At 52.7% G+C, this 21314-nt stretch carries 23 protein-coding genes, 1 tRNA gene and 1 pseudogene; 13 read left to right on the forward strand and 12 right to left on the reverse strand.

Annotated elements, in window-relative coordinates:
* The first annotated feature begins 62 nt into the window (after positions 1-62).
* From FTO74_RS10800 to FTO74_RS10830, 7 genes are all read left to right on the forward strand, one after another.
* Positions 63-428, forward strand: coding sequence for a hypothetical protein (locus FTO74_RS10800; RefSeq protein WP_162538160.1), 366 nt, complete (start codon positions 63-65; stop codon positions 426-428).
* Complete coding sequence (locus FTO74_RS10805) at positions 425-2212, forward strand: hypothetical protein (protein WP_162538161.1); 1788 nt, start codon at positions 425-427, stop codon at positions 2210-2212. Before FTO74_RS10800 ends, FTO74_RS10805 begins: the two co-directional genes overlap by 4 nt.
* Positions 2213-2250: 38 nt before the next feature.
* Complete coding sequence (locus FTO74_RS10810; protein ID WP_162538162.1) at positions 2251-2463, forward strand: hypothetical protein; 213 nt, start codon at positions 2251-2253, stop codon at positions 2461-2463.
* Positions 2464-3023: 560 nt separating this feature from the next.
* Entirely contained in the window at positions 3024-3488 is a 465-nt protein-coding gene (locus FTO74_RS10815; protein WP_220399000.1) for a hypothetical protein, read from the forward strand.
* A gap of 72 nt (positions 3489-3560) precedes the next feature.
* Entirely contained in the window at positions 3561-4841 is a 1281-nt protein-coding gene (locus FTO74_RS10820; protein WP_162538164.1) for a hypothetical protein, read from the forward strand.
* A gap of 4 nt (positions 4842-4845) precedes the next feature.
* Positions 4846-5463, forward strand: coding sequence for a hypothetical protein (locus tag FTO74_RS10825; RefSeq protein WP_162538165.1), 618 nt, complete (start codon positions 4846-4848; stop codon positions 5461-5463).
* A gap of 12 nt (positions 5464-5475) precedes the next feature.
* Positions 5476-5892, forward strand: coding sequence for a hypothetical protein (locus FTO74_RS10830; RefSeq protein ID WP_162538166.1), 417 nt, complete (start codon positions 5476-5478; stop codon positions 5890-5892).
* Positions 5893-6329: 437 nt separating this feature from the next.
* Here the strand turns inward: FTO74_RS10830 and FTO74_RS10835 are convergent, their stop codons facing one another.
* Together FTO74_RS10835 and FTO74_RS10840 are read right to left on the reverse strand one after the other, a co-directional pair.
* Entirely contained in the window at positions 6330-6893 is a 564-nt protein-coding gene (locus FTO74_RS10835) for an ImmA/IrrE family metallo-endopeptidase (RefSeq protein ID WP_162538167.1), read from the reverse strand.
* Complete coding sequence (locus FTO74_RS10840) at positions 6894-7235, reverse strand: helix-turn-helix transcriptional regulator (protein WP_162538168.1); 342 nt, start codon at positions 7233-7235, stop codon at positions 6894-6896. It lies immediately after the preceding gene.
* A 221-nt stretch (positions 7236-7456) separates the two neighbouring features.
* Between FTO74_RS10840 and FTO74_RS10845 the strand changes: the two genes are divergently transcribed.
* A complete protein-coding gene (locus FTO74_RS10845; RefSeq protein WP_162538169.1) occupies positions 7457-7675 on the forward strand; it encodes a hypothetical protein in 219 nt (72 codons plus the stop codon).
* Between the two features lie 741 nt (positions 7676-8416).
* Here the strand turns inward: FTO74_RS10845 and FTO74_RS10850 are convergent.
* Together FTO74_RS10850 and FTO74_RS10855 are read right to left on the reverse strand one after the other, a co-directional pair.
* Entirely contained in the window at positions 8417-9673 is a 1257-nt protein-coding gene (locus FTO74_RS10850) for a HipA domain-containing protein (protein WP_162538170.1), read from the reverse strand.
* Positions 9670-10002 (reverse strand): helix-turn-helix transcriptional regulator, encoded by a 333-nt coding sequence (locus FTO74_RS10855; protein WP_220399001.1) that lies wholly within the window; start codon positions 10000-10002, stop codon positions 9670-9672. The genes FTO74_RS10850 and FTO74_RS10855 overlap by 4 nt, the downstream gene beginning before the upstream one ends.
* Before the next feature lie 269 nt (positions 10003-10271).
* Here FTO74_RS10855 and FTO74_RS10860 point away from each other — a divergent pair.
* The 3 genes and pseudogenes from FTO74_RS10860 to FTO74_RS10870 form a co-directional block, all read left to right on the forward strand.
* A pseudogene (locus tag FTO74_RS10860) lies at positions 10272-10484 on the forward strand (ATPase, T2SS/T4P/T4SS family); the annotation flags it as partial.
* Positions 10485-10730: 246 nt separating this feature from the next.
* Positions 10731-10907: a hypothetical protein gene (locus FTO74_RS10865; RefSeq protein ID WP_162538171.1), complete on the forward strand. Its 177-nt coding sequence runs from the start codon at positions 10731-10733 to the stop codon at positions 10905-10907.
* Between the two features lie 882 nt (positions 10908-11789).
* Positions 11790-12014 carry a hypothetical protein gene (locus FTO74_RS10870; RefSeq protein WP_162538172.1) on the forward strand — a complete coding sequence of 75 codons (225 nt, stop codon included), beginning with the start codon at positions 11790-11792 and terminating at the stop codon, positions 12012-12014.
* A gap of 744 nt (positions 12015-12758) precedes the next feature.
* Here FTO74_RS10870 and FTO74_RS10875 read toward each other — a convergent pair.
* On the reverse strand, positions 12759-13919 hold the full coding sequence (locus FTO74_RS10875; protein WP_162538173.1) for a Fic family protein: 1161 nt from the start codon (positions 13917-13919) through the stop codon (positions 12759-12761).
* Positions 13920-13962: 43 nt separating this feature from the next.
* Between FTO74_RS10875 and FTO74_RS10880 the strand changes: the two genes are divergently transcribed.
* Entirely contained in the window at positions 13963-15279 is a 1317-nt protein-coding gene (locus FTO74_RS10880) for a hypothetical protein (RefSeq protein ID WP_162538174.1), read from the forward strand.
* 282 nt (positions 15280-15561) lie between these two features.
* Here FTO74_RS10880 and FTO74_RS10885 read toward each other — a convergent pair whose 3' ends face one another.
* From FTO74_RS10885 to FTO74_RS10920, 7 genes are all read right to left on the reverse strand, one after another.
* On the reverse strand, positions 15562-16740 hold the full coding sequence (locus tag FTO74_RS10885) for a hypothetical protein (RefSeq protein ID WP_162538175.1): 1179 nt from the start codon (positions 16738-16740) through the stop codon (positions 15562-15564).
* Between the two features lie 802 nt (positions 16741-17542).
* Positions 17543-17629, reverse strand: a tRNA-Leu gene (locus tag FTO74_RS10895).
* A 196-nt stretch (positions 17630-17825) separates the two neighbouring features.
* The gene (locus FTO74_RS10900) at positions 17826-18239 is read right to left on the reverse strand and encodes a hypothetical protein (RefSeq protein ID WP_162538177.1); all 414 of its coding nucleotides are present in this window, start codon (positions 18237-18239) and stop codon (positions 17826-17828) included.
* Positions 18236-19141, reverse strand: a complete 906-nt coding sequence (locus FTO74_RS10905; protein WP_162538178.1) for an ArdC-like ssDNA-binding domain-containing protein — start codon at positions 19139-19141, stop codon at positions 18236-18238. The genes FTO74_RS10900 and FTO74_RS10905 overlap by 4 nt, the downstream gene beginning before the upstream one ends.
* Positions 19142-19565: 424 nt before the next feature.
* Positions 19566-19844: a hypothetical protein gene (locus FTO74_RS10910; RefSeq protein ID WP_162538179.1), complete on the reverse strand. Its 279-nt coding sequence runs from the start codon at positions 19842-19844 to the stop codon at positions 19566-19568.
* Positions 19834-20148: a helix-turn-helix transcriptional regulator gene (locus FTO74_RS10915; RefSeq protein WP_162538180.1), complete on the reverse strand. Its 315-nt coding sequence runs from the start codon at positions 20146-20148 to the stop codon at positions 19834-19836. Before FTO74_RS10915 ends, FTO74_RS10910 begins: the two co-directional genes overlap by 11 nt.
* Positions 20145-20900 carry a hypothetical protein gene (locus tag FTO74_RS10920; protein WP_162538181.1) on the reverse strand — a complete coding sequence of 252 codons (756 nt, stop codon included), beginning with the start codon at positions 20898-20900 and terminating at the stop codon, positions 20145-20147. Before FTO74_RS10920 ends, FTO74_RS10915 begins: the two co-directional genes overlap by 4 nt.
* A 120-nt stretch (positions 20901-21020) precedes the next feature.
* Between FTO74_RS10920 and FTO74_RS10925 the strand changes: the two genes are divergently transcribed.
* On the forward strand, positions 21021-21299 hold the full coding sequence (locus FTO74_RS10925; RefSeq protein ID WP_162538182.1) for a helix-turn-helix domain-containing protein: 279 nt from the start codon (positions 21021-21023) through the stop codon (positions 21297-21299).
* Positions 21300-21314: the final 15 nt, after the last annotated feature.

The raw sequence follows: 21314 nt of genomic DNA on the forward strand, positions 1-21314 counted from the left end.
TTCGCTTCACCGAAATCTAATCTCAAGAATAGAGGGACGATCTTATGGGTTCGAAACGAAGCATGGCCTCAAAGGTGAGACAAACTCAACTCCACCGGATTCAATCAGCAGACGCCATCATTCGAAAAAAAGCTGACTTCGCGTCGATTTTGCCAGCTGGGGCGGGCGTTCAAAACCGCGTTATTGCGGTCGTCCAGCAATGGGCGAGGATGGCCGCTCCTCCGGACATTCAGAAAGTGCTGGAAGGTCTCTGGGTGCTCAGCGGACAAGTGGGAGCATTTTATGACTCGAACGCGAACGATTTCACCGGTGCAGATCTTCTCGTTCAGGCCATGAACACCGAGTTCATCGCCTTAAACCTGCAACGGGTCGACCTGAATCCTCAAGGTGCTATCAAGACGGTTGACGATCTGGCGGCTGACGCATGAGCGAACGGAAGAACGCGTGGATTTATGCCTCCGCTTTAAGGCGGCAGACAAATCGGCGAAACGTCCTGATCGTGACTCTGCTTTCGACGATCTTTTCAAGTACAGCTTCATCGAACGCGCAGTCCCCGACGGGCGCGTGCCAGGCAACGGATTACAAGATTCTGACCAACGGCGCCCTTGCGGTGAAGTGTCTTCATAGCGTAACGGTGGCGGGTAGAACTGCCAGCATCGGTCCGCCTCCTCCAGCGACTGGAGCTGCGACTGTTTTTGAGGTAGACATAATCACAGTCGATAGTAGTTGGTTGTTGATCACCCCATCCGCTGCCGCTGGCCCCTTCTCATTCGTTCCAACGCAGAAGTATGCCCTTACCCTTACCTACCTGGCGCCGGATGCCCAAAACCCTGCGAATCTGGTGGCGACTGCGGAAACACCGTTGGTTCTCGATTTCAGCAACACCTTCACGGTTCGAGGCAGCAAGATCAGCACTCAGCCACAGCATTTCATCTTCGAATCTCATATCGGACTTACAGATTCGGGGGGAAGCCTCCTGCAACAGGCAAATCCAGGCGACGTCCCACACCCCAACCAGGCTTGCTCGCTGCTCCTCGAAAACACCTCTCAGAGGGATGTCTCGGTTGGCGGACATTGTTACGAATTAAAGCCTGTTTCTAAGCTTTCGGTTGCAGCTATGCAGAACATCGATCCACAGTGGGTGGGAAGAATTGACGTAGACCTGGTGGGAGTTTCACTGCTGAAGTCAACCCTGATACCGATGGGCTTACCTAGCGGTGCGGCGAAATATAGCAACGTGTTTGGAATCGGACCGAAGATTGATCCCAAGTCACGGATCAGCGCCCAAAAAGCTCCAGCGACAAAAGATGCTTCGGCATATTACTTCAATGTCAATTATGCAGCTGGGACCGGGACGGCACCCGGCTGGGAGTTAGATGGCAAGGTCGCTCCCGTTTTGGCGATGCGCGATGGGTTTACGATCGGACCGTCCGCAACAGCGAATGTGGGAGGCAACAAAGTTCCCGGCCAGACCTATACGGATTCGATAGATCTTGGCGGTACTGTACAGAGATATTTTCAGCCTGGGATAAGCAGCAAAAAGCCTGCTAAAAATCAAAGTAAATTCCGGAGACGTTTGAGCCTGGTTCTTCCTCTCCTCGCTCTAAACGGTACAGTCACCTATGAGACTGATAAGGAGTTTGATCGAGATAATCTTATTGGGGCAGCAACTGTTAAATATTATTTCGCCCACTCAAACAACACTCAGTCCATTCAAACTCTTAGGAACTTCTATAAGAAGATAGCCCCCCTATCGGACGGAGATGCAGCTAAGGTGCAACTTGCTGACATTCGTGTGCCACCGTTCGGGTATGAATTCGATTTCCACACAGGAATTGAAGCAGGGAGGGCGATTCGGGATAAGACCGTCACTGCCACATCTGGCAAGGCCAGCCTCGTTTTGCCGGAATACTCCATCTTTCGCATAGTGCCGCAGGTTCACAGTATTTTGCAATTCTGGAAAATTAGCACGGAAACTACTGTTGTTGGTCGCTATCTTGTAGCGACAGAAAACACCATATTGCAGACGAAGAGCAACGCACTCCATCTCGAGCACCTTCAGACCTGGAGAGCTCTATGTACCGCAACGGCAACCTATTCCGATAGTTCCGCCAGTCACGTCGGCCTGACGATCAAGTACACGAACGGCTTCGACGCACCGACGTACGCTAGGGTCAATTCAATACAAGCAGGTCTTTTAATAAAATATTAGCCACGTGGATTGCCAAGAACGGAAGGATGACCATTCGTATGGACGACAACAAGGAGAAAACAGTCGTCTTTGATCCACGCGAGATGCGATACTTCGACTACGGCGAGGTCGCGACTTCGCGCGATTCGCAAGGTCTAACCGCAGAACGAGTCTTGGTGAATGTAGACACAGGTGTTCACCCCGAACACATCAATACAATTGGTCTCGTACTCAAAACAGGGTTGGTGTACAAACCGAAATTGGACTTCTAGAGAGTTTCGTCATTCCTCTTTACGTAAGGCGAGGGCACTTCATGCCAGACTTAGACCTTCCTCTTCTTCGACTAGACGCTAAAGCTAGAGACGCTTTCGACCTCATGCGACATCGGTCAACATCTGGGGTGGTAGGCCATGTGGATGACAGATATTGGCTCTTCGCGGCCTGGCAGGTAGTAACAGCGCTATCTGACAATCCCTCGGTGAATCTCAGTGACATCAGGCCACTTAGAGAAATGCATCCAGATCGTAAAAGCCGAATCTTTGACGAGGCAGGGATTTCGGGACATCGAATTTCGCTAGCCGGCCAGCCGCAAGGCGATCTTGTAAGTCACTTCAGAATCGACGAAGTCACGTTTGCGATGCTCGAGGGTAGCCCGCACGATTGCTATTGCAGAGTTGATGGCAAACCCGTACCTGACGGTCAGACAGGCACGGATTGCCCGGACGGCCACCATAATTCGGTGCGGTGCGCATAATCTTTCTTTAAGCTGGCCACTTATTTCACGAAAACACGGTGTTGATGAACTATGGAAATGACTTCGGTCCCTCTAGCGATGTTCGATCTTTCCTTGCGAAATGCCTTTGCTGGCCTGAAACAGGCTGCTCGTTCCGCATTGGTTTTCGCCGATGGTCAGTCCTATTCGTTATTCTTCGCAGCGGACATAGCCATTGCTATTGCAGAACGAAGCTCCGATACACTGAGCGGCGTCGAAAGGCGAACAGCCCTCATAAGCCTGCCCCTTTTCGAATTTCCCCGGGGGTTTCTGGATTTTCGTGACACCGGCTTAGCTGCTCGTGTCGAACATTTCCTTGATAGTCAGAAGCAGCGCTACGCTTTAGTCGCAATTTCAACTGCGAATGCGCTAATCGTCAGCCGTCAAGAAACCGACATGTTTGCAATTCAAGCGAGTCCGGTCGATTGTTACTGCACTGCAGATCGGAAACCGGTGTCGTCAGGGGTCTCAGGTGGTAATTGCCCACATGATTACAGCCATATGGGTACCGTTCGCTGCTGTTAGCCTCCTTTGTCGACTATGCTAAGCGCCCTACTCAACTCGATCCAAAGCAGCCTCGGTTCCAGGGGCTTTCTCGTGGGCAGTCTTTTTCCTGTCCTTATTTTTGTCGTTAGTAACGGAGCATTCCTATATCGGGCCAGCGATAGCTTCCGCGCATGGCTCAAGACCTTCGAAGCGTTAACTCAGCAGGCCACCCTTGTGACCCTGATCCTCGCGGTGATGGTTGTGTCTGCATATGTCTTGTCTGGCATCTCGTCCGTTTTGCTTGAGATCCTGGAAGGTAAACACTGGCCTGTGTCCTGGTTCAATCGCTTGTCGTATCGGTTCCAGCGGATGAGGCTCCGATCGCTTAAGAAAGCTTACTGGGATTGTTTCCTCGCATTCGATGCTGTGAAATTCGGATTGGAAGGAGATCCCAGCAAGAGCATCCCCGGCTGGGTCGAAAAGCTAGACAATTCAAAAAAAGCCCTGGCAGCGGCGGCAATCCGGCCTACACCGTCTCCATATCCCACCAACGCGTGGCAGCGCCTCACGTACAGATGTCGACCAAGCTTTCCCAAGCCAGTCATCTCGGCTATGTTAAAGATTCGAGGTTGTCGAGAAGCTGGGTTACCAATTCCAGCGTCTTTGCTCGAGGCGGCGGTTGACGGACTGGCTCCCGTTCTCAGTTCGGGGACCGACAGTTCCGAGAGCATGAGCACCCTTAGTGAGGACTGCGATTACCTGATCGAATCGATTTACTTCTCGCGTGATCGGTACCAGGCGGAAAGAATTCGCCTTTTCAACCTCCGGCGATTCTTCTATCCAGTGGATCTAGATGCCGACAAGGAACAATCCGCGATTATTCTGGCTCCGACAAGAATGGGCAATATCGGTCGTACGATGCGCAGCTATGCCCAGAAACACTATGGATTCGATCTCGATGTTCTCTGGACTCGCCTTCAGAATGCGAGTCAATCATCGGACAAGTTCTACACTATTCTTCAAGACGCAAAAGTGCAGCTCGATTTCTTCGTAGCCACGACATGGTTCGCTGCGATAACGACGCTGACTTGGTGTGTGCTACAGGTAGCTGTTTTCCGCGTGGCCATAGACTTCGTTTACACGGCTGTCGCCGGGCCTATCATTATTCTCATCGCATATCGGTTGAGCTGTCGGAGTTACGGGATTTTCGCCGACCTGATGCGCAGTTGTGTCGATCTTTTCCGGTTCAAGGTTCTAACCGATTTGCATCTGCCTCTTCCGTTGGGTTTAGAGGAGGAAAAGAAAGCCTGGCAAGATCTCGCAAACGTGATGGGATATGAGAATCTGCGAGGCGACGGTGGTCGACCCATCTCGGTAACGTATAAACATTAAACAGATGACCAGTGCCCTCAAAATCGGCTGCATCACGGTGGTTCTCAGTTTCTGGGCGGCTATTGTGGTTTTCGGTTACCAGAGCATCAAATCCCATCCTCACGCAGTCAAGACTGCACCAGCGACCGCTAACTCGCCCACCTGCAAAACCAACGAGCAGAAAAAGCAATTGAGCGGCATCGTCGCTAGTCGCGGCTTTGCTCTCAATCACCTGATTCGTGAACAAGACCTAAACTGGGGCTTGCCGCATTCAAAGAGTATTCAAACGACCGACTTTGTGAACCATTATTCCGCGTGTGCAATCAAGGAGGGGGAAACGGTGCTCGGTTCGGAAGTACTTCTACTGCCCCGCATTGATCCTGCTCCTGGACATGTTGCTTTTCCCTTTGGCCTTCGGGACATTCGGATATCACAGGCAGCAGATGTTGGCACCAAGATCGATCTATGGGACCACAATGTGCTCCTTGCGCAGAATGTTTCAATTCTCGCGATTCAGTGCGGTGCAAACGATCCAGTCAGCGACTGTATGGCAATTCTGGAAATCGCCCCAGAGCAACTCTCGCGGTTGCAGATTGTCGAACTAACGTCAACAACCATCCTATTGCGACAAAACAAACCGTAAGTCGAGGCTATTATGACGGAACCGATATGGACACTCATACAGCTCAAAACTGCCGAAATTCCAGCCAAACCTGCTGCCATCTGGACTTTGGTTTGTGACTACGTCAAAGGACCGCTTAAGTTGAAAGTCGAGGCAAAGGGTATATGGGACTACTCGCCTAGCAAGGAGTGTGGACCGGACGGTTCACGACAAGGTGGCTTTCCAGCCAACGCGCTAAACCCATCTGCCCCATTGGGCGCACTGATTGGGAAAATCGGAGGAAGTACGGCAGATAAGCCTTTATCCTCCTTTGTGATTGGGACCTACACCGTGATTGCAGTTGATGACAAGACGGAGGGGCCGCTGTACTTCACGATGAACGATCAAATCGAGCATTTCGACGATCATGATAAGTTCGTCACCGTAGTTGTTCAACAAGCTCGCGGATAGTAACCGTACCGGATGCACAGGTTGCGATCCACCCATTGCCCGAAAAGACGACTCTAACGCGTTGCCGGAGCGTCATCGTCGCGAATCAGTCATAAGTGGATCGTCCAGTTGTAGCCTGTTTGCTCGTTACTCCTCCATAACCTCCTCGACAAAAAGAGGCGAAGCCGGGTCCTCAGTTATCTGAAAATTACTGAGGCCAACCCCAACCAAACGGTAGAACTGTTTGGGTCCCGACTCTATACCACCATTTGGGAAGCGCGCTCGGGCGGGCTGTTTAACGTCAAACCGTTGTTTAGGATGAAGGAATTGTCGCGGCACTGGCGCGATAATTGGTCACCGAGTAATCGGTCGCTCAGCTACCGATCGGAGGGTCAGCGATGGCTAGATATCACCAATCTTCCAAAACTCAAGACAGAATAAATTGCAAACGGACGAGCCTAGGCGTGTCGTCGTGCATATTGGATATTCACGCCACTAGTGTGCATCCGGTAGTTCAGCATCTTAGAACTTACCGAGTATTGTTCACACACCATTTCATTAGACCAACCTAGTTGCCGAATACGCAGAAGGGTCGCTCGCGGCAAAAGCAAGCAGCCTGATAGCCAATTGGCTTGCTCCTCTTGATCCGCATCAAAATGTCTCAGGACAAGTCTGCTTTTGGGATCGATATAAACGGTTCCCGGGACATGCTCCATTAAGAGATGAGCGACCTCGTGCATCAAGTCGCTGTTCTGTCGACCTTCTGAATGCGCAGGGTTGTAAACGATCAACGGAGGTCTGGTGGAGATCGTAATTGCCGACCAAATGTCTTCATGCTCAGACAGCAACCGCTGGCACACATCAAATGGCAACGCTGGCAAATCCCGCGGGGTAACAATAGTTGCCTTCAGATCTTCAGCCAATGCGCGAGCTCTCACAGGTTCCCAGGGCTGCATGCCGCGCTGCCGACGTGTCGCTTCGGCAGTTTGCTCGCACCACGTTTTGAATCCTCTCTTGAACATTTAGCTTTTCGAGCCTGCGAACGCCTGCGCTGCCAGAATCAGGGCGGCAAGATCCTGTGCAGCCTGAAGGCTGTAATGGGCGTCTGCCTTGAAATGAACTGCTGCGACCGCCGTTGGCGAACTAGCGGCTGGTTGGGCCTCGATATCGTCGATTTCGAGGATATCGGCGGGATTCAGTTTTAGCACGGAACACAGCTTGCCAAACGTCTCAATATCGGGGAGTTTGCCACGTTCAATTCTTGAGAGTGTTGCGGCGCTGATACCAATCTCGCGTGCAAATTCGCGTACACCGCGCTCACCGCGCTTCTCGATCAGCAGCTTGCTGAGTTTGAGAATATTCACACCGTTTCTCCAAAGAAACGAGTTGCAGCTATTGACAGCCTATCAGGCTTGGGTCTAGATTTGAAATTAGGCTTACGAGATACATGTTGCATACTTGAAACATATCACCTGCCGCGCCTACTGTGGAAGTACACGGGAAGATTCTGCCATGAAGCCAGTCCTCCCTCCAAGCTACCGTGGGCAAAAAAATAACCGCTGCAAAGACTAAGGGAGAAGAGATTATGGCTACCGTCTACGTTGAAGCTCGGCCCAAGGGCCGCTCTGAAGGCTCGCACATTGATGACTATGTGGTCGAGACCCAAGGCGATCACGTACTTGGCACTTTTACCACTCAGAAAGCCGCCATCGATTGGGCGAAAGCAAACGGCCATTCTCCTCATGTTGCTCGTGTCAGGCACCTGAACGACAAGAAGCGACCTGATCACTGGCGCGCGGTCTAGTGAACTCACACTCATCTGCGATTGGAGGCACCATGAATGCAGCGAACATCACGCACGGGCTAAAGTTGGCCGGCGGAAACACAAGGATGTGGGTGGGAGTGTTGGTTATTGCGATCGCGTTTGCAGTCGCACTCCACTGGCTTGCGAAAGAGGAGAATAGACAGCATATTGAGCGTGGGCTTTTCGACTAGGAACCACTGCTGAGTGGCGCGCGGTTGGTAGCGACACAGATCGAAAGCTTCTCACGCCTTGTTGATCGCGCTCAGGTACCGTCAAAGCAAAAAGTAACAGGAGGAAATCAGATGAAAGAGCCAGGATTGGATGGGCGCCACCGTGACAAGACTCCGCCTAAAACGGGCGAGATCCAACAGAAACGAAGCGACACCTTGAATCAGAACTTAAGCAAGCCAATTCCACAGTTCCGGTCAGATGCCACTCTCGGAAGGATGCGCGAAGAAACTGGCAAGGTGAGTGAAGAAGCAGTTCGAAGAGCTGCCCGAATCTTGCGTCCCGATAAGGGCTGAAGCCATCGGGTGCAATCATTCTACCGACACCTATGAAGTCGGCTTGCGTTTCCTAATGTGCTGCATGCGGCAGTAGATGTGGGGACCGCTGCCGTTGTAGGTCAAAGGTTTTGCCTAAGATTTACTGATTTCCTTCACTTTTGGGTGCTCAAGAGGGTGCCGAAAAGTAGCCTAGTATTTACGCACCAGAAGTCTGGATCAATTACTTGTCTTCGGCTTAAGGTTCAAAGGCTGGTGCCATCAGATCTTGCTCCGCTTTTGGAATGTGCAATTTGTTTGCTGCACTACGCCAGCTACGGACTGCCTTTTGAACTCGCTGCAACACGTTGTCAGCCTGTTGAGTCGTCAGGCCGTAATCTTTATAGGCGGCCATCGCAATCTCGACATCACAAGCTGTTTCGACTTCATTGATCGCCAAAGTCAATTCCGTGCGGTCGACCGACGGGTTCATGTCGTAGGCAGGGGAAAGCCGGATACCCTGCTCACCGATGAAAAAGCCATGATTGCGCAGATGATCGTCTGTATTGTGAATCAGGATATTGAAGAGAACTCGGCGAAAGAGTTGTTCACAATCGGGTGCTGTGTCGGCGCCTCTTGACTGCAGGAGATCAATAAGCTCCAGATAGCTTGCACCAGGCTCGCCGTCTTTATGCTGTGTGAGCGTCATGGCAGAGACAAAGGCGAGTCGTCCCCCGTGCGCAGTGCGATCAAATCTCTTTACTAGAAAAGTTGTGTAGGGGCTTTCCTGAAGTCGAAGCGGCCGTGCTTCAGGAACAATAATGCCCGCTTTCAGAGCAAGTTGGTGCGCCACCAACTCCCAGCCTCCGATGTCACGTGTGTCCTGCCGGCTTGGAAATTTAGCGATACATAGCGTGCCCTTCTCATCTCGCACCGAGGCTTTCGGTCGCGCACCACCCAGCGAAGTTCCAGGAGCAAAGAGCTGAGTGAGCCATCTCTCATACTCAGGATGTTCTTCCTCGTTGATGTGCTGTTCAAATTGGAGGCTGGCAGCTTGCAGTTCCCGGAGCGAAGTGATCGGAGGAGCGGCCAGATGCTCATCGCTATCGATGAACGCGCCATCAGGTGGCACACGGAAGCGTAACGCTCCTAGCCGGGTCTCATCATGCACGCCCAACAGAAAATCCCATTCTGTTAAGGTGCGTGCCCTTCGCTGTTCTTGCCGTGCGCGTGAATTTTCACGGCGCTGCATTAGCACGCGTCCCCATCGATCGGGAGACGAATCCAGAAAAATGCCGAAGTTCGCCCTGTCGGACGCTGGGTATTGATGGCCTGCCACAAGGGCAAGATCCGGATCAAACGCAAAGGTCTCTGGACCGGTCAGCCACGCCTCGTCATAGTTGAAAGAGAAGATTTCCCCTGACCGGCTTTGCTGGCAGTGAAGCTCTCCCATCAGGGCCGGCTGCCCAAAACGTTCGAGATCGACATAGACTTGAACGGTATCGAAACGAGTCATGCATTCCTCGGTTCGTTCTCGGCAGGTTTCTCCTCGGCTAATTTAGTGGATGTCCGTTTTGGTGCGCGGCGTTTCGGAGTAAGCCCCGCGTCCTGCAACTTGCGGCCCAGAACATCATCGACAGCCAACTGCGCGAAGTCATTTTCCAGTCGCAGGACCTGCATCACCCGAGCGTAGACACCCAACGCGACACCTGGATCGCCTTGTTCCACCTTCGAGAGCGTTCGTCTCGTGATGCCGGCGCGCTGAGCGACGGTTTCGGACGAATACTTCCGCCGCAGCCGGGCAAGCTTGAGGTTCGCGCCGAAGCCTTCAAGCAGGCGCGCCATTCGAGGGAGTATGGCTGGAATCATCCTTCCCATAACAAGAATTATTGTACTAAATTACATGGAAAATGGTTATTTTATTTCCCTCTGTAAAAGATTGGCGCACTCGCACTCTTCAAACTTCTCGTGCGCGTCCTTCAGATGCTGACCCCACGATCCGCGAACATCCATTACCGACACCGAAGCCCACAGGCGCCTTGGATTGAGGATTTTTGGTGGTGTGAACTAAACGCAAGTCGAGTTGCATCTAGTGACGCTATGTGTAAGTCGACTTGCCGTCCCTCATCCGGGATGATGTCGTAAACCTCATTTTGAAGCGGAAGAACGGGTCTGAAAAGTCCACCCTAATGAAGGCTCTTCTTGACCACATTCCCATGAACGAAAGGCTGGTCGTGATCGAGCAACCGGCTGAGTTGAACATCTCTCATCCGAATGCCGTCCGCTGGGAGGCAGTAGCAGCGATCCCAGGACAGGTTACTGTGTCCTTGGATAATGGATCGAGTGCGACCTACGCCCCCCGACGGCTTCGCGGGGTAAATATTTACAATGAAACCTCCCGCGAATTTGCCACTGGCGAGCACCTGCACTTCACAGCAGTGAGCAAAAAGCTCGGAGTTTCGAACCGCGACCTGGGAACAATAGTGAACCTTTGCCATTGGCTACTAGGTTAGAACCCCAAAGGGGTCGAGTATGTAGTTCCCTAAAAAAGGGTCCTGTTAGGCTGTAGCCCTATGACTGACAACATCAACCCCGATTCTGAAACGATTGCCGAGCAGATCCACATCACCTCAGCTGCCAACAATGCGGCAGCAACGAACTCACTATTCCAGATTCGGCGGATATGCATGTTATTTGTTCCGCATGTAGTGCCGATTGTGGAAGGTGGGGCGACATACAGGCCGCAATGAACAAAGCCGTTACAGAGAAATTTGAAGAATCGCTCTCGGACATGCTCTGTGAGACTTTTGATGGATCGAACGGCATCACCTTCAAGAAGACCGAATAAATCTTTCATCGCAAGATCAATTGTTATCACTCCAACGCACGCACTCACTCGTTCTCCAATAGAAAACCCTCCACTTGGGAGGGTTTGTTTGCAGTGGGCAGGGCTCGATACCTGCTCGTGGGGCTTGTCCAACAATTTTCGGGAATTAGTCACCCGCTTATCGAAGGGTGTTATTCGCGTGGACCTGAGACGCTAAAGTGATTTGAGTACGTCTCTTACCCAATCTTCATGCTCGGCACAGTATGAGGCTGAAATGGGCATTCCCGGTGGAGTGTTCACGGGAGGACCGACTGTTCTAGTCTCGCCAAATTTTCCAACAAAACCTACTGCCTCTGATTCGCAATCACCCTTGCTACATACTCTGTCTGCGGTCATTTGTTCCCTTCAATAGAAAACCCTCCACTCAGCCCAAGAACCACGGTCGCCTCGCAGGAACTAAACCGTAGGATCATTCTTTCGCATCTTCATCACCTGCTCCTATTATATACGTCTTCGAGAACTTCCCGAGATAGCGTTAGCTAACCTACAACCCCCCTTGCGGTTTCTTTGAGAGAACGTAAGGGGAATCTCTGAAAAGGGAGTCAAGTATATAAATCCCAAACTAAATGACTGGGAAGTCCAGGTCATCAACACAGAAATCGCTCGTAAATCCTTTGTCGCCTGGTATAGGAATCCCCAAAGAGCAACTGCAAACTCTTTACGAATTCCATATAAGAATGAAGCTGGCAAATGGGCGTCTCTCCAAATTGACTTCATAATCGTTTCGAGAAAGGACGATGGCAGTTTGGCAGCTTCAATCATAGATCCGCATGGCGATCACCTGGCCGATGCAAAAGCTAAGCTTCGCGCGTTAGCCGATTTTTCTGAGACATATAGCTCTCATTTTTTACGTATTCAGTCGATTGCCAAAGTGTCGGACGGAACGTTACGGCTCTTGGACCTTCTCGATGCGAATGTCAGAGCTGCCGTGCGGTCTTTTGAGGGAGGAAAGGTTTCAGCCCTTTTCTAATCAGAGCATTCCAGCCAATATAAGTAACCTACTATTTCATTCGTATCGTTTAAGCAACCAATGAGCTACCAGGAAGAAAGACCGAACTGGAAACCGGGGTGTTTTTGCCGCCTTGAACAAGGCCTTCACTGTTGGCTGCTTAACCGTATACACGAAGTGAGCTCAATCGACGCTGCAGCCATGCCCTAGTCTTGTCCCTTAGTTTCACGCCAAGCAATCGCCCTACGCATGAAACGCCACGCCGCGCTCCGGCCTGTGTCTCGGCGATGCCGAGGCACAGGGTCAGAACGTCTTGAGCCCCATTTCTCGAAGGAACCGCGAGGGCTGCTTCTCGTAGCCGAAATAATTCTGCGATCTTGTCAACGTCAGACATTTCCTCGTTCTCGTCACCGCAACGAAGCAGTTTCTACGTTCTTCCTGCATTTCGAGACTAAGGGCGCCCTTCTTCGTGCTCTGATATGAAGGCAAAATATCTTCTGGCGTTTCGTGGAGCTCGCTGAAACGGTTCGAACGAGAAGGGTTGATCTCTCTTGATTCATTGCTCAGCTTGGCGATGGTATTGGGCCGCCTCGACGATTTCGACTCTCTGGCCCCAGAGAGTCATCCAAGTGGAATTCCTCAATCGCTCGACGCGTTGTTGGCGCAACCGAAAAGTCGCCGCAGAGCGACAGGAAAGCAAAGACGCAATCAGAGCTACTAAAGCGCTTGGGATTGCTTTATCTCGACGCGCATGATCAGCCGTCGCTAGATCAAGAAAGTGAGCTTGCCGTTCTCATCGATAGAAATATCAGGGATGTTTGAAACAGGGATGTTCAACGCATAGCGCGTATGCTTCAGTTCTCCTGAGCGAATGAGAGCGCCAGCGCCCACCAGCCCGGCCAGATCGCGAGTAGTCGTGGCTGGAGCTGTTTCGGCGATGATGCTGTACTTCTTCGCACTCATGCCACCCTCAAACCCTTCCGGCCCTTCTCGGAACATCCGCAGCAGAACCTTCTCTTGTCGAGCATTGATACGTCCTCTCACTTGGTCCAGCAACTTCGTCTTGTGAATGACAAAGTCAATCTCGGCGAACGTTCGGTATTGAGCCTCAAGTGCTATGGCAGAAAACCACCGAAGCCAAGTCGTGACATCGTTGGTCTTGTTAGCTTCCTCAAGCGCCCGATAGTAGTCCGCATGATGCGCCAGGATCGAACGCGCCAAGGCAACAATGATGGGCTGCCCGAAACCCTGGACGAGTGCCTTTTCCGCAACCACACGCCCAATACGTCCATTGCCATCTTCGAACGGATGAACTGATTCGAAGTAGAGATGGGCAATACCTGCTCGTGTCAGTGGGGGCAAGGCAGAGGCCATGCCCGGCGCGGTTCCGTTGAACCAATCAAGGAATCGCTTCATTTCCTTGCGCACGCGAGTTGACGGAGGAGCCTCAAAATGTACTTTCGGCGCATAGCTGGCTCCGGACACCACCTGCATTGGCTCATCACTCGTGCGATAACGACCGATATCGCGAAGGTCTGTGCGTCCGGAAACCACCATCCGGTGCCAAGCGAAAAGCTGATTCTCTGTTAGGGCTCCGTCCACGCCTCGATAAAGATCAACCATCAGCTCTGAAATGCCCTGTTCGGCTGGTTGAACTTTTCGCCGGTCAGAGAGAAAACCGAGTTGTCGTTGGATCGAAGACTGGACGCTCGCTCGATTCAACATCTCACCTTCGATTTCAGAGGTTGTCAGTGCTTCAACACTCATTGCATCTACGACAAGTTGCTGCCGAGCATCCTCATCAAGATGCTTTGCCGACCCAATCAACACTCCAGCGCCCCGCAGGAATGCCGCTTCTGCCTTCGCGAAGGTCTTCTCGTTCCACCGAAAATCAGGCCAATCAGACTGTTGCCAGTTCCAAGACATGATTGATAGCGGCCCCCTTTATCAATCATAATATGCCATTCTTGTGATTGATAGAATGTGGTTATCTATGGTTTCGAGAGAAGAGCTGTACAGCCTTGTTTGGTCAATTCCGATGGTAAAGGTAGCTGCGAAGTTTTCAGTTTCTGGGAGCTACATGGCTCGCGTGTGCTCGGCATTGAATGTTCCGCGACCAGACAGAGGTTATTGGGCCAAGCTTGAAGCCGGAAAAGCTCCAGATCGACCAGTGCTGCCCGAGTCCTCGGTAGGAGAACCACAATTTTGGTCACATAGCGACGGCGAGCCGGCTTCCGCTGATGCACGGATCGTCACCGTTACATCCGCGCCATCGAAACCTCGAATCGGCCCTACTGCCAAGGGAGTTCATACTTTGATCCATAACGCCAAGCAACATTACGAAAGGGGCTACAAGGTTGACGAAGGTCAACTGCTGCGACCATATAAACGGCAGCTCGTTGATGTCGCTGCATCGGCGGCTGGACTCGATAAAGCCTTGGCGCTAGCGAATGAACTATTCAACGCCTTGGAAAGCAGCGGCCATCGCGTACGTCTTGCGACTTCAATATCCCGTCTTTACCGACCCCATATTGACGAACGCGAGGAAGTTCCCAAGTCGAAACACGGTGAACATCCACACAGGAACAGCACCGTGTGGCAACCCGCTGTTCCCACCGTCGCATACATTGGAGACGTTCCGTTTGGATTGGCAGTCATTGAAATGACTGAGGAAACCGTGATGCGCTATCTGAATGGCCAGTATGTCCGCGAATCGGAATTTAAGGCTAGCAAATCATCCCGCTCTCTTATGGGGCATACATGGACAACGACAAAGGCGATTGCATGCGGCCGCCTAAGGTTAATCGTCTATGCCCCGAAACATGACGTCGCGTGGTCACTAACCTTCCAAGAAACAGTCCGGCGGTCTCTGTCGCAGGACGTCAAGAAGATCGTGAAATCAATTGAAAACTCCGTCGAAGTCGTCCGCAATGAATTGGCCGAAGCTGAGAAAAGAGCGGAGGTGCAGAAGCGAGAGTGGGACGAACAGCGTGAACGATGGCGACACGAAGAAGATCAGAGAAAAACTGCCGCCTCGGAGAAAGAGAGTCGCGACCAGTTAATGCAGGTTATTCAAGCGTGGGCAACAACGGTGAGCATTGAGCAATTCTTCAAAGAGGTTGAAGAACGTGCGGGCAAACTCCCATCAGCACAACAAGCACTAATGCAGGAACGACTCCAACTCGCGAGGGAAACCATAGGCACACAGGACCCACTCGAATTCTTTACGTCCTGGAAGGCTCCGAGAGAACGCTACGTGCCTCTGAGCGAAAAGCCTCATCCATAATTCCAACGGTCGAGTTGTGATTGGACTCGTCCAAATCAGTCCAAGGACCTTCTTATAAAGGGCCTCAAGGAGACGGTCAACCTTCGCCATTCCCACCCAGTCGCCAGCAGTCCTGGCCCGAGCCGTCCGGCATGACGCTGTACCCCTTTGCACTCATGCCGCCCGCAAGCGCTTCAGGCCTCTCTCGAAACATCCGCTGCACTTTCTCATGCTAAGCATTGATATGTCCGCTCATCTGGTCCAGCAACTCCCCTCGTGGCTCTGCCCTTCATACGTCTTGGCTCAGAGGGTCCGGAGTTGTGTTGGATTCTGAATCATATAGCGCAATCCACTGCGCTCTAACAGCCCGTCGACCGCGATGCGCTGCCCAACTTTATGAGCCTCCACAGCTCTAAGGTAGTCCGACGCGTTGAGCGTGACCTTAACCTTGATATCTCCAAGATCTTCGTCTTCGAAATCTATGACTACGTCTCTGGACTTCGCCAGCTGCATGAGTCTAGATGGGTCAGTTGTATTGCGTAAGTTGATAACACGTCCAACTACTGTCTTCAAAACCGGTTTATATGTCGCGCGGAGTTTGTCAGCAGCTTCCCGCGAAACTTCGATGGTTTGCGACGAAAACTCGAACGACTCGACCCTTGCCGTCTCAGTTTGTCGTTGCCACCGACGACTGAAAGCAACCTCAAGGGAAACTTGTCCTCCCGCCTCTTCTATCAGCTTTGCAAGCACATCAAATCCGTTCGCGCTAAGCCCGCTTTCTGGGTTCAGAGCTACATCAAGATTGTTCTCTTTTTGTGCCTCTCTGATGCTCTCCAACCCGTTTACTAGACGAGCGAGAACCTTGCGTTCAAACGGAACGTCTAGCTCAAAGAGTTTGGTTTGAGAGGTTTCAATCAGAAGTGGCGACTGAACGGTAAATCCAAAACTTCCTTTGAAAGTGTGACCGAATAGGCATCGTTCGCTGTATTCAACGGCTGCCTTTCGGACTCTTCCATAAAAAGCTTTAGGGCTAATTTGTGTGGTTGCTGATGACGCTAGGAGCTCCTGCAAATTGCCAACATGCTCAACAGCGGATTGCAATGGGATCGCGTCGTAAGTTAGATATGAATTCGGAATCGCGGACTTTAACAGATCGAAATTTATGAATAGTATCTCGGTCGCAATATCATGACGGGATCGATCTTCGACGGCTTCAAGCGTCCTCAACACATCTTGAACTCGTTGCTGGTAATCGGAGGTTTGTGGGTCTCGCGGAATAATTAGCTCAACGGGATTTTGTAATCCAGAGTAAAAGACGTCATATTTTTTCGCTGCTCCCCATCTCTTAGCGAGGAGCTTCGGTTCAGCCCCCAGCGCAGGTAGCTCCAGATTCTGTTGAAGACGCCACCCCGTCGATTCCAGATAAGCACGGATCAGGTCGGCGGGAAGCACCGGATTGCGGGTTACGTCAAACGGCATCATAACTGTGCAATCCTCCGATTCCGTTCCTCCACCATTAGCGCTTCTAATGTTTTTGGGGTCAGTATCTGGTCAACGGGAATGCGGATTCTCCGCGATGTCGTATTTTCAGTTTCTGGTCCATCGGGGACGTGCCAGTAGCAGCAGTTCCTCAATTCGGAAACGTCTTGATTTACACGAAGCCATGTGCTCCGATCATTCGGGAGACACAGGAGTATAAGGATCAACGTTGTTTCGGCGGCGGAGCGCGAAACGATGTCGTTGAATGCGGTGGCGTCTAGGTCGTAAACAATGAAGTCGGCGTCTCGGTGCCAATTTATCGAGGCCTTAAGCTGGAAGTCGAGAGGGAACCCTTCGGCTACAAACCTGTTCCCCCTGCGTTGGACGGAATGGAAGCGTCCGTCAACACCGTAATCGAGTGGAGGACGGCATTCGGCGATGTAGCCAGCAGCACCCGCAATTGCTTGTATATGTGCAATCGAAAGGCATTCTTCGGTATGTTGCTCTGTTATTGGCAAACCGATAGTACTCCGTAGTAATTCCCCGCAATATTATCAGCGCGCATCTACTACTGAGGCCAAGCTACAAATCCAAGCATGCATGCCCTGATCCGGAAAAGGCGACGTTGTTGCATCTTGGTACCGTCAGACCCGACAATTTGAGCACATGGGCGTCTTACTTCGGACGCTTCTTGACATCCGAGACCTGGAGACCCGCGCCAGTGATGAGGCGGCAGCCGTGGATGATAACCACGTCCATGCGCTTCTTCATTGGCGAGGGGCTGGTGATGCCTTTGGGGGGAAGATGGTGGCCGAGGTCGGACTCGAACCGACATGAGGTTGCCCTCGGCAGATTTTGAGTCTGCTGTGGCTGCCAATTTCACCACTCGGCCATGATTAAGATTGTACCGCAGGTACGATGAGCGGGTGCGACCTTGGAGCGTGGATTCCTACCGCGCAGCCGGCGAGCGGAGGCCGGAGCATTAGGAAATGGGTGCAGCGAGAAACCCAGTGGGTGTCTCCTTGCCGCGCGCCGAGCGCAAGAAAAGCGGTGAGGTTGCAGGTTCGCAACCTCCCGACGGGTCTTACTTAACCGAGAATGCAATTGCTCGTGAAGGCTTCTCCGTAGCCCTGCAAGCGCAAGTTGTTGTCCCACGTCTCCGCAAACTTCTCCTGCTGCCTCTGCAATTCAAGAAGAGCCACATAATGATCACGGATGATGGAACGTGAAACCTGCTCGACGGCCACATAGTCATTTCGCCAAGAGTACGGGATCAGGTGTGCGCCTCCCGCGAGGCCAAGCTCGAAACACATCTCGGGGTCGCGCATAGCATCGCCGCTCTGTTCGCCGTAGTGTGCGACTGACAGCGCAGGCAAACCCAATGGTCCTGACTCAGGCACCCCTTCAATCACTAACGGCAAATACGGCGGATTCTCAATTCTGATGTAGAGGTTGGGCCGCCAGCCTCCAGCTTTCTTGAGGATGTTGAGAACCGTCTTCATGCCGCCACCTCCGCGAGTTCATCGGTGGCGGCAGCGTCGTTCTTCTCTTCTATGGTCGGCTCCAGCGCAGCAAGGATGACTGCCGCTGTCTTCTGGATCACTTCCAGCGATTCCGCCAGCAGTGAAGCGTTGCCGTGATACAGGCTTATGTAATCGGCGGATGCTGTACCCGTAACCAACCCAATGGCCTTGCCCACCACAAAGGCGACGGCCTCAGCCTCTGTCTCGCGCACGGTCTTGGTGGTGGCTGTCCTGCGCTCAGCCTTGTGCAAGAGTTCGTGTGCCGTCTCATGCACCAGCGTCGAAAACTCTTCCGCCTTCGATTGTCCGGGGAGGATCGCGATACGTCCGCCGTAGCTCATGCCAAGTGCGGGCGCGATATTGGGGCTATAGACAAGGGTGATGCCGCGAGAGCAAACAAATGCGGCCAGACGTGCCGAGTTCTCGCCGGGATCGCCGGAGATCTCGCGCATGGATGGCAGGTCTACTCCGTCCGTCTGCGAGACATCGAAAACGTACGTCGAACGAAAGCCACACAGAACAGCGCTGTTCTGCTTGGTGATATCTCTACTGCCTTCTTCGTCCTTTTTCTTGCGAACGCCGATGATGGGCGCAAGGATGCGGATGCCTTTTTCGCCCTTCTTCACCGAACGACCTAAGTTCTTCCATGTCCAAAAGCCTGCAACGCGAGTCGCGTCCGGTCGCTGGCGCGCGATTTCGAGGATGTTGCCAAGTGAATAGTGATGAAACCGGCTCATCGCATTGAGGTAGTCGGTGAGGGCTTCCGAATGCCCGGCCTCTAGCTGCTCGATGAGAAGCTGTACATTCTCCGCAATAACTTCACGGGCGGTCTTGGGTTGATTGTGGGTGTCGATGGCTTCGTTCTTGGCGATGATGTTCATGGCGTCTGCTCCTTGTCGGCATTTGCTTTTGCACTTCCGCGTTGAAACGCGGCATGTACATGCCGAACGCCACCTGGCGAAGGCGGGGGTAGCAAGGTGCAAGGGAGGGGTCTCCCCACCCGGAGCAAAGCGGAGGGCGAGCGCAGCGAAGGTCTGCACAAGCGAAGCGCGGAAGATTGGGGATGCCCTTGTCGCCGCGCGGGGGGCAGAGCCCACTAGGAAGGCTTGGCTTCCTTATGCAGTGCGCGTCAGCGCACAGAAACTACAGGGAGGGCGTTGCGGGAAGGAACGGCCCGCAGAGGTGGAAGCGGAGAACGCGCAAGCGGTCGAAGCGCGGAGGAAACATCCTCCGAAGAAGAGGAACTCTACGATTCGAAGGTCACCAGACCCGTACGTTGTGAGCTGCTAGAACCGGCACGTCATCCTAATCGGCGTTGTTCTGCGTCTTCGCCAGTATCGGCAGTGAGCCGCGCACCGGTTTCTTGATGGGCTCCAACTCCCCGCGCGCATCGCGTGCCAGGTGGGTAATCTCGAACGACGGGGCACATCTCACTTCAATCAGGATTTCTGTCTTATCCTCAAACTCCACGACCAGATATATTTCATGGGATTTCGGATAGGGCTCTTCTAACGCCAATCGACGAATCTGCTTTCCAACAGCTTCGTCCATGACCAGTACAGCGCGCTTTGCCTTATTTTTCATCTTGGGCTCCCTTTGCTTCCAACCAAGGTGGCGGACCTGCCATATCCCCGGCGCGCTTATAGAGATCGAACATTTCCAACCCCAGGGCACGAGCAATCCGGTCCAGCCTTCCAATCGAGTAGTTTGTGTGAAGTTCGTTTGTCTCCAACTTTTTAAGCCATGGAACGGACACCTTGGCCCTACTCGCAACTTCGCCATGCGTAAGACCCTTATCCGTACGGAATTCACGGACAGCCACGCCGAGGCAGCGATCGTGCTCCATCTCATAGCGTTCTAAAACAGCTCGATCCACCGGTTTCTTCATGGGATATCCTCTCTGCCGCTGGCCGATCTCCTCGCCTGAGCTCGATGCGCGAGTTCATTGAACTTCTCCTGCCCAAAAAACCGTAGTCCGGCATAGAGATTCTTCACGAACCCTGCCTCATTCTTGAAAGCAACTGATTTGCCGCAGAGGTCGATGCCTTCCCGCATGGCCCAGGTATAGGCTGCACAGGTCATGAGCTGTCTCGCGCGTTCACCACTAATCCCTCGCAGTGCCCCGATATCTGGCGCGGACATGCCGCCATGGACCGAATCGACCAGCATTTCGTAGGCACGCGCAAAGCGTGCGCGACCTTCAATGGAATCCTGTCGCGAGCGGAGAGGGTGATGAGCACCAAACCAAAGAGGGGGAGTTTTCCTTGGAAGCCGGGCGGCATACCGTGCACGAAGAACCGCGATTGCAGAAGGATGGGATGGAACACCACGACCAGCGACACGCGAGTGCTCTCTCCACCGGCGATACGCTCGACTCACTATCCAGCTCACCGCATCCTTTCCCGAAGTCCGCAAACCGAGAGAGGAAGCCCAGGCTTTTGCGAGTACGTGCGCATCAATCATGAGGGCTTTCGCCACGTCCCTGAATTCGGTCTCCGTCAGGTGGCTCTTTCCGGCGAGGTACCGAGCCAGACAGCGCTCGGTGATGTCGCCGAGCCGCTCGCTAAGTTCCTGATGGGAGATGTCCCCGCGCAACATTTCAATCTGCAAGAGCAGATGGTGGCGAAAATCCCATTTCATCGAAGACCTCCCGAGAAGAGACCTATTTGGAAACAAGGGTTTACGTAAGCGCACGAGGGTGGGTCGCCGCGGCTATAGTTAAACCGGAACTCTAAACTTCAAGGATCGTAGCAAAACTACTTGATAAAAACAAGTAATAAATCCGATCAGGCCGATCATTTTCAGGACTGGATTACGCAAGCAGAAGCAGCCCGGATTCGGGACGTTTCTCCGCAAGGCATATCCGACCTCATCAGACGAGGACGGCTGCAAACCCTGCTTATCGGCGGGAAGACTTTTGTGCGCCGCTCAGAGGTGGAGGCTTTCAAGCCGACCACTGGCGGCAGACCACGGAAAAAACCAGTGGCGAAGAAAGCTGCAGCTAAGAAAACTGCCGCACCAAAGACAAAAGCGGATTGACTCGCCAGCATCACT

The sequence above is a fragment of the Granulicella sp. WH15 genome (genome assembly GCF_009914315.1).
Taxonomy (GTDB): domain Bacteria; phylum Acidobacteriota; class Terriglobia; order Terriglobales; family Acidobacteriaceae; genus Edaphobacter.

Bases quoted from the DNA above. Each gene is read 5' to 3' on its own strand.
- FTO74_RS10905 (WP_162538178.1), bottom strand. From the start codon at position 19,141: ATGAACATCATCGCCAAGAACGAAGCCATCGACACCCACAATCAACCC.
- FTO74_RS10830 (WP_162538166.1), top strand. From the start codon at position 5,476: ATGACGGAACCGATATGGACACTCATACAGCTCAAAACTGCCGAAATT.
- FTO74_RS10865 (WP_162538171.1), top strand. From the start codon at position 10,731: ATGACTGACAACATCAACCCCGATTCTGAAACGATTGCCGAGCAGATC.
- FTO74_RS10855 (WP_220399001.1), bottom strand. From the start codon at position 10,002: ATGGCGCGCCTGCTTGAAGGCTTCGGCGCGAACCTCAAGCTTGCCCGG.
- FTO74_RS10835 (WP_162538167.1), bottom strand. From the start codon at position 6,893: ATGTTCAAGAGAGGATTCAAAACGTGGTGCGAGCAAACTGCCGAAGCG.
- FTO74_RS10805 (WP_162538161.1), top strand. From the start codon at position 425: ATGAGCGAACGGAAGAACGCGTGGATTTATGCCTCCGCTTTAAGGCGG.
- FTO74_RS10900 (WP_162538177.1), bottom strand. From the start codon at position 18,239: ATGAAGACGGTTCTCAACATCCTCAAGAAAGCTGGAGGCTGGCGGCCC.
- FTO74_RS10800 (WP_162538160.1), top strand. From the start codon at position 63: ATGGCCTCAAAGGTGAGACAAACTCAACTCCACCGGATTCAATCAGCA.
- FTO74_RS10875 (WP_162538173.1), bottom strand. From the start codon at position 13,919: ATGTCTTGGAACTGGCAACAGTCTGATTGGCCTGATTTTCGGTGGAAC.
- FTO74_RS10915 (WP_162538180.1), bottom strand. From the start codon at position 20,148: ATGAAGAAACCGGTGGATCGAGCTGTTTTAGAACGCTATGAGATGGAG.
- FTO74_RS10885 (WP_162538175.1), bottom strand. From the start codon at position 16,740: ATGATGCCGTTTGACGTAACCCGCAATCCGGTGCTTCCCGCCGACCTG.
- FTO74_RS10920 (WP_162538181.1), bottom strand. From the start codon at position 20,900: ATGAAATGGGATTTTCGCCACCATCTGCTCTTGCAGATTGAAATGTTG.
- FTO74_RS10810 (WP_162538162.1), top strand. From the start codon at position 2,251: ATGGACGACAACAAGGAGAAAACAGTCGTCTTTGATCCACGCGAGATG.
- FTO74_RS10845 (WP_162538169.1), top strand. From the start codon at position 7,457: ATGGCTACCGTCTACGTTGAAGCTCGGCCCAAGGGCCGCTCTGAAGGC.
- FTO74_RS10910 (WP_162538179.1), bottom strand. From the start codon at position 19,844: ATGAAAAATAAGGCAAAGCGCGCTGTACTGGTCATGGACGAAGCTGTT.
- FTO74_RS10815 (WP_220399000.1), top strand. From the start codon at position 3,024: ATGTTCGATCTTTCCTTGCGAAATGCCTTTGCTGGCCTGAAACAGGCT.
- FTO74_RS10825 (WP_162538165.1), top strand. From the start codon at position 4,846: ATGACCAGTGCCCTCAAAATCGGCTGCATCACGGTGGTTCTCAGTTTC.
- FTO74_RS10850 (WP_162538170.1), bottom strand. From the start codon at position 9,673: ATGACTCGTTTCGATACCGTTCAAGTCTATGTCGATCTCGAACGTTTT.